Below are 7,335 nucleotides of genomic sequence, written 5' to 3'. Positions count from 1 at the left end.
ATGATTGTCCTTTTCTTGCCATAAAAAAATCCCCTCCAGATAAAACAGTATTGAGTCCATCATATCAGATGGACTCTTTTTTTACTGTCTACCTATAGGGGATAATACCAATAGGGTCTCTTTTTTTATAGGGTATTTTACTGTTTTCGCTCAAATGAATGGATTGTCTTATACATCTAAGTTGCCTCTACATAAATATCTGTAATCTCACCTATTACTATATCTTAAAAAAATTTGCAACAGTACCAATAAAGCGTTATAAAAAGTATTTAAAATAATAACAAATAGGTATAATGATTCCCACTATAGAAAATACAATACTTCCTAAATTAAATGCAGAAAGTTTCGCACGATGAACTTGAATTTCACCTAAATCTACCCCTCCACTAAAATGCTTATCCATAACTTTAGCGACGTTTTGTTGTTGATTAACAAAATAAGGTATTAGCCATATACAGCAGAACAAAATAATACTACCAAAAAAGAGTGTGTCAATAATTGAAGCTTTCCAATTTAATGAAGTAATGACTATGAGAACAAATTCTCCCACCATAACAATTATCATAGTTCCTACATATCTGGTTTTTTCAGAAACGTTTTTAAATACAGTCTCGTCCATAATTTTTTCTATTTTAGTCCATATTACACTGATTAACACGATTAGGCTAATTAAGAAAATAGTAAATAAGGCTTTAACTAAAAGGTACTCAAACACTACCGACACCACCTAGTAATTTCTAAATTAGAATATAAAGTTGATTTTTTTAACTCTATCAAAAGATTAAATTCAATAATCTATTAACTAGCTTATCGAAAAATTTATTGATTTAAAGATACAACGCTATATGTATTAGTTATATAGGATAAGATCTCCCAAAATTCCTTTTCTAATATATATATCTTCTAATCATTATTGGACTTCAATTGTCTAAATATTTTATTTAGCACTTTATATCAGTTAATGATTAGAATTTTCTGAATTAAAACTCCTTGATATATGTTAAGAACATAATTATTATTATGATATTTCGATGTGATTGCTGCTAATGCTTTATCTTCAAGGGGAAATATAAGGTTTTCGTTACCATAATACTAATAACCACCTAACAAATTGAATGGTTACCATAAAATACTAAAAATACCCCCTCAGCAATTTACAGTATAGTACACTTTTAGGAAAAATGGAATATCAAAATATTTTATTATTAACAATAATGAGAATTTTTATAACGATTATAATTATTGTTCGGATTAAAGATAACTCATTTTTGGTGATCTGTATTCATTTTTTCTAGAGTTTATATTAACTTAGAAAACTTTGTAACAGAACCATAAATAAGATCAAATATCATAAGTTTTTTATTTTTTATACAGTAACCATGTGTCAGCCAGTCCCCTTTTTAATTTAGAATATTCTGTTATTTTTTTATCAATTTATAATTGCGGGGTGAATTGTTATATAATTTGCGGAATTATGGTAATATTTAGGTAAATAGAAGTGGTTGAGGAGGACGTAGTGATATGAGCACAAATATTTTAATGCATGAAGCAGTTATGCAACAACTTAATGATTTTTATCAAATGATGTTGTCGCAGCAAATTATAAAAGCAACTGAATTAAAGAAATAGATGAAAAAATTGAACAGATTAAACATGCAGAAGAAAAAGAAAATCAAAATCAAAATTTATTATTATATTATTCTTTACTAGACCTAAAATATAGAATGCTAACTGATCGAGTAAGTATTCGAAAAGATAGTTTTGAAGCAATTGATACATTCGATGAATCGACAGATACACTCACAGCTTATTACTATCATTCTTTTAAAGCAGAACATGCTTTAATGTTTAGTAACTATAATGAAGCCCGAAGACAATATGAAGAAGCTGAGAGCCTATTAGAACATATTTCTGACGAACTAGAGCATGCAGAGTTTTATCAAAAATATGCGGTGTTAAATCATCATATGTCTAGTATGCTAATATCTATTGAATACGCAAATAAAGCGAAAGAAATCTTTGAAAGACATGCTGGATACGAGGTGAAAGTCGCTTCTTGTGAAAACACAATAGGGACAGCTTGTATATTCTTAAAGCAATTTGAAAAAGCGGAAGAACATTTGAATCGTTCCATTGATCTTTTGCAAAAACATAATGTGGAAAAATTGATTTTAGTAGTAAGGCATAATTTAGGATTATTATACGCAACTCAAAACTTATCTACATTAGCGATTCGTCATTTATCAGAAGTGACAGAGAAGAATCCTGCCCATTTTAAAGCATTGTTCTTACAAGCACGTGAACACTATAAGCTAAGAGAAATAAATATTGCAAAAGAACTTATTGAAAAAGGATTAGCAGTTTGTATAGAATTAGGAAATGAAGAGTATGTATATCATTTCAATATTTTACGTTCTCTTAATGAAGATGAAGCAATTGAACTCTTAGAAGAAGAAGTGGAAAAAAGTATTTCTTACTTCGAAAAGCAGGATTTATGGGATTTCGTAGAAGAATATGCAGAAGTATTAGCGGTTCGCTTCCGCAAATTGAATAAGCATGAAAAAGTTAGTGATTATTTCAATGTATGTTACGAAGCGAAACAAAAATTACTAAGAAAAGGGGCGTTAAAATAATGAAGAAGCTTATATTAGCGGCGTTAGGATTAGTGATAACATTATCATTTAGTAACAATACAGGTGATACACAACATGCTCTAAAAAAGGAAGAAATTATACAATACTCACATGCTGATCATTTTTAATTGCTAATTAACAAAGGGACTCCATAATTGGAGTCCCTTTGTTAATGCGGTAACGATTTAGTTTATCTGATTATAAAAATGCAAAGGGTTTCTAAATTTGCAGAGGTAATTATTTGTTAATCTTTTAAAACTTTGGCTTAGTAATACCGAGGGTTATTATAAATATATTAATCATATAATTTGTCCATATCAAAATGAACGTTTTTTGCATCTAATATATTGTAAATATATTTTATTTTGAAAGAATGTGATTATATGGCTTATAAATCTACGGGAGTGTTTCGAGTTCTAGTTTCTGGAAATGGGATTATTCCAACTGCTCTCAACATTATGTTAAACAATGATTCACGTTGCCATACTAGTAATGTAACGGTAACTGTTAAGAGAAGCCGAAACACTTTTTTCCCAACTCAAAATGAATTAGTTGAAATCTCTTGTACTTTTGTTTCTTTAGAACCAAACAGAACAACTAAGATTGTGTTGTTTACTCCAGAATTCCAAGTAGAAGATTTCCTTGATGTCATCATTAGTGGAAATAGAGAGGATGTTAAGGATGTTCTTGTATATTCTTTCTTAGCAGATTCAGTAGGTCATAATCTGCCATCTACTGTTTTCAGAAATGCAGAATACACTTTTGCTTGCTGACACCGTGATGATGTATTCTTTACTGTCGTATATCTGAATTGAAATGTTACAAATAGCACTTCACGGCATACAATCTATCGGTGAAAGATCGTTCGGCAGAGGAGCGGTAGTTGGTGAAAGAAGTTAAGGATATCTAGATGCAAGTGCGTATGCGCTTTGGGTTATCTTTACCGAGATTGCGAGTAGTTTGAAATAGAAATTAGAAGATACCTTCTACCTTAAGGTGGAGGGAGGGTCTTAATATTGTTTTTTGATATATATTGCTAAATATGTTCCCATAATTCATTCTATTGTATTGAGAATAATGTCATCTACATCAAAAAAACGGCTTATAAAAGGAATTAGTATTTGAAGGAGTTCCACCTCAAACATACTCCTATGCATATAAGTATGTTTGAGGTGGATTTATTAGCGAATTTTATATATAGCATGAATGAAAATGAGATAAATAAAACAATATTCCCTATTATGTTTTTAAGAATTAATTGAGCAGGTCCTTGTAAAAATAAAGAAAAGACACCAAAAGGTGCCTTCCGCCGGCTTAAATTATTTTAATATTATCGATCTAAGTTTAAAAGCTATAGGGATTTTTTCTGTGGGTTTTGTAAGTAGTTTTTACGAAATTATGAGTGTTTTTTATTTTGTATTTCAATAAGTTCATCTGGTATCACTTTTGTATAATATTCTTTTTCTGTTAGTTCAAATATAAATAATGCTTTTTTCCAGTTATAAATAACCTCTTCTACATTATGTTGTTTAATTTTTAATAAACACTGACCTTTTAAATAGAATAGTTCACCTAGTAGGTATAAAGTATTTAGATTAATTGCTAATTTGATACCTTTATCAATGTACTTTATTGCCTCTTCATGTTGATATGTGAAGTCGAAACATTTTGCTAAATTTAACATGAGTTTTAATTTAATTTCTTTATCTCTAGGAAAATCTAGCTTATTAAAATTAGTTAAACATTTTTTGAATATATTAATACTTTTTTCATATTCTTTATTTTCCGCATAAAATATAGCCATTGTTTGCATAATATCTATTTCTCTTTCTGATAAAAAATCAGAATTAGTTAAAGTCAGTTTTAATGCATTATTTAAAAAATCTAAAGCAGTTTTTATTGATTTATCCACCACAAATATAGCAATTGCTTCATGCCATATTAGAAATTGTTTCTCATCTTTTGTTTGAAAATTATTTAAGTTTTTCTCTTTTTTTACTATTTCATAAAGTTCTTTATATTGTTTTTGTTTTAAGCAATCTTTTATTACATATTTTACATTTTCTACATATTTTAATCTTTTGTTTTGAGTTAGTGCAAATATGTTATTTGGATCAATACCAAGTCTTTCTGATAATTGATATAACAATATACTAGATGGATAAATCATACCTTTTTCAATCTTACTAATTTGACTTTGTGAACATATTCCATGACATAATTCGGATTGTGATATATTTTTTTTAATTCTAAGTTCTTTAATGGTAATACCCAAATCGTTAAATTCCATTTTGCCACCTACTATTTAGCACTTTATTAATATAAGAACATTCTCTAACCTTAATGTAATGTAAAATTAATATAGTTGCAATTATTGTTTTAAAGGGCTTATCGTTTCTATAAGATGGTGAGATTTTTTTATGTAAAAAAAGAAACCAAAAGGTGCCTTTCGCCGACTTGGACCACGTTCATTTAATATAAACCTATCTGTATTTTCACATGCTCATCTAATAATCCCTCTATTTTCCATTTGATAAAATAAAATCCTAATATTACCAATAATTAAATAAATATTTCTACATATTCAAGATATTTACATAAATTACAAAAGTGATACATTTAAGTTGTAATCAATAAAAACTATTAAAGGGGGATTTATTATGTTCAAGAAATTAGTAGTAGGAGCGTTAGCAACAGGTATTGCATTAACAGGAGGAATTGGTGCAGCTTCAGCTGATACACAAAAAGCTGTGAGCTCTCCGAAGCAAGCAACATGCTCAATTCCTTATGAGTATTCTAATGGGAAATTCAAAAGAACTCTTTATTACTCAAATGGAGTATATGCTAATAGTTTTAATGAAAATGTTTGTGGCGGGACGATTACGTGGTATTTAAAACATGTTCAAAATGGAGTTGCTTTTTACGAAGGTAATTTAAAATAGTAGATTTTTTGAACCTCATTTATTGAGGTTCCTTTATTTTTAGTTTTTAAACTGATTCTCTATAAAAAAGACACCCTAAGGTGCCTTCTTGAGATTTGCTCCATTGTAATATGGTATTGGATGCCAGTCCAATTATTATTTTACCACCTTAAATAGTTTCGGTTATTGAGAAAAAAGACAACTCATTATTTGAATGCAAAAAGTCCTAGGGGGACTAGGACTTTTTGCTAGAATGAATATGATTTAAAAAAGGACTTATATAACGTAACATATGAATGTTTCGTAAATGTATCAAAAAAATGAACAAAAAAGTTATTTTAAATAAAAAAAGCTCCGCGATAAAAGCTGCGGAGCTTCATAAGGTCGAGTTATGTCGTACTCACAAGGGATTTTAACATGAATGTTGTGGTAAAAATACTGGTAAATTTATCCCGTAAAATCCCGATTGGTTTAACTAATAATCAGTGGGGGATGAATAAAACTCCCACTGATTAAAGTTTCACTTCATTCGAAGGAATTCATGTTTTATAAATTAGATTATGAGAGTTGATATTCTCCATATTGACCAGAAAAGAACTAAAAATTCTAGTGAAATTCCAAGTGTTCGTTTCCTAGTTTTTTGAAATTCTTTTATTAAATAGCCAACAGCACTAATTGCTATAAGAATGAAAAGAATAAGTTCGAGTGTAACTGGCATTTTATCTACCCCTAATACATTAATTTATTATATAAAGATTATAAGATATTTTTGTGGCTAGTAGTGAAAAATTTAATAAAACTATCTCTAATGGAGTTTTGTTTGAACTTCTAAAAGAATTTGTGAAAACCATTGTACGTAAAGTTTCTGCGTATGTTTTAGGAAACAAATTTTAGAAAAAGATAACAAAAAAACCACTCCTCATCGTTGTCGGAAGCAAAAGGGTGGGTTTTGTAAAAAATAAATGAGCCCTAATGAATATAATGTACAAAAGAAAAGACACCCAAAGGTGTTTTACTCCGACTTGATAACAACATTTTATGTATTAAAGGTCATCAAAAAATGTTGTATTTGAAACACGTGACGTTCCATTAATATATTATAAATTTAGTATAATTATATATTGAATATAAAATTTAGAAAGTTGGTGGGAATAATAAAATACATAAAATCCTTATTAAAAAAGAAGCTCTAGGATTAGGGGGCTAGGGCTTCCTGTGTTGGTATATCTCGCACGACATTATAAAAAGAAAAGAACTTAATGAAGATAACAGAGAAATGTTTCGTAAATGTATCAAAAAATTGAACAAAATAGTTATTTTAAAAAGAAGAGCAACTAGCAAAAATTAGATACTGATGTATAAGAAAGGAATAGATTGATAATTTAATATACAAAATACAAGATATGAAATATTGCATATCTTGTATTTCATATTACATTTAACCCAATCATGCCTTGAATGGAGAGGGTTTAAAAGAAATATAATAATCTAAATTGTTTGTCGATTAATATGGTAAATTATAGATAAATAAAGAAATTTATGTTAATGTACTTATGGTAATATATTGTTAAAAAAAGGAAGAGGTGAAAAGTTTATATGTTTAAAAAAGGCGTATCATTGCTATTGATTCTCATTCTATCTATTTCTACATTTAGTATAGTAACTCACGCTGCTAGTAGTTCAGAATATGTGAATCAATCATTCTATGGGTATAAGGAGCCATCTTTTAATTCAGCTAAAACAAATGGTGGGTCAGAGTATGGTGCTCAAAATGTAGGAGT

At 28.7% G+C, this 7,335-nt stretch carries 5 protein-coding genes and 3 pseudogenes; 6 read left to right on the top strand and 2 right to left on the bottom strand.

Annotation, left to right across the window (positions count from 1 at the left end):
- Positions 1-256 precede the first annotated feature (256 nt).
- Positions 257-715 (bottom strand): hypothetical protein, encoded by a 459-nt coding sequence (locus MR143_RS32440; protein WP_000464476.1) that lies wholly within the window; start codon positions 713-715, stop codon positions 257-259.
- Between the two features lie 806 nt (positions 716-1,521).
- On the opposite strand from MR143_RS32440, the pseudogene MR143_RS32435 reads away from it, so the two are divergent.
- The 4 genes and pseudogenes from MR143_RS32435 to MR143_RS33640 form a co-directional block, all read left to right on the top strand.
- Positions 1,522-2,633 (top strand): annotated as a pseudogene (locus MR143_RS32435) (response regulator aspartate phosphatase).
- Positions 2,633-2,761 carry a hypothetical protein gene (locus MR143_RS33110; RefSeq protein ID WP_000733501.1) on the top strand — a complete coding sequence of 43 codons (129 nt, stop codon included), beginning with the start codon at positions 2,633-2,635 and terminating at the stop codon, positions 2,759-2,761. Before MR143_RS32435 ends, MR143_RS33110 begins: the two are co-directional and overlap by 1 nt.
- Before the next feature lie 255 nt (positions 2,762-3,016).
- Positions 3,017-3,406, top strand: coding sequence for a hypothetical protein (locus MR143_RS32430; protein WP_000323638.1), 390 nt, complete (start codon positions 3,017-3,019; stop codon positions 3,404-3,406).
- A gap of 40 nt (positions 3,407-3,446) precedes the next feature.
- A pseudogene (locus tag MR143_RS33640) lies at positions 3,447-3,530 on the top strand (dihydroxyacetone kinase, ATP-dependent); the annotation flags it as partial.
- Between the two features lie 499 nt (positions 3,531-4,029).
- On the opposite strand, the gene MR143_RS32425 reads toward MR143_RS33640, so the two are convergent.
- Positions 4,030-4,923, bottom strand: a complete 894-nt coding sequence (locus MR143_RS32425) for a helix-turn-helix domain-containing protein (protein WP_000395465.1) — start codon at positions 4,921-4,923, stop codon at positions 4,030-4,032.
- 370 nt (positions 4,924-5,293) lie between these two features.
- On the opposite strand from MR143_RS32425, the gene MR143_RS32420 reads away from it, so the two are divergent.
- Together MR143_RS32420 and MR143_RS32415 are read left to right on the top strand one after the other, a co-directional pair.
- Positions 5,294-5,575, top strand: a complete 282-nt coding sequence (locus MR143_RS32420; protein ID WP_000473814.1) for an LCI fold-containing protein — start codon at positions 5,294-5,296, stop codon at positions 5,573-5,575.
- Between the two features lie 1,575 nt (positions 5,576-7,150).
- Positions 7,151-7,335: pseudogene (locus tag MR143_RS32415) on the top strand (hypothetical protein); the annotation flags it as partial.

It is taken from the genome of Bacillus cereus group sp. BfR-BA-01347 (assembly GCF_022663835.1).
Lineage (GTDB): Bacteria > Bacillota > Bacilli > Bacillales > Bacillaceae_G > Bacillus_A > Bacillus_A thuringiensis_K.
The sequence above is the reverse complement of the archived record's forward strand: the minus strand, read 5'-3'. Positions and strand labels throughout refer to the sequence as shown.

Excerpts from the sequence above, each read along its gene's own strand:
- MR143_RS33110 (WP_000733501.1), top strand. The coding sequence starts at position 2,633 with ATGAAGAAGCTTATATTAGCGGCGTTAGGATTAGTGATAACATTATCA.
- MR143_RS32420 (WP_000473814.1), top strand. The coding sequence starts at position 5,294 with ATGTTCAAGAAATTAGTAGTAGGAGCGTTAGCAACAGGTATTGCATTA.
- MR143_RS32425 (WP_000395465.1), bottom strand. The coding sequence starts at position 4,923 with ATGGAATTTAACGATTTGGGTATTACCATTAAAGAACTTAGAATTAAA.
- MR143_RS32430 (WP_000323638.1), top strand. The coding sequence starts at position 3,017 with ATGGCTTATAAATCTACGGGAGTGTTTCGAGTTCTAGTTTCTGGAAAT.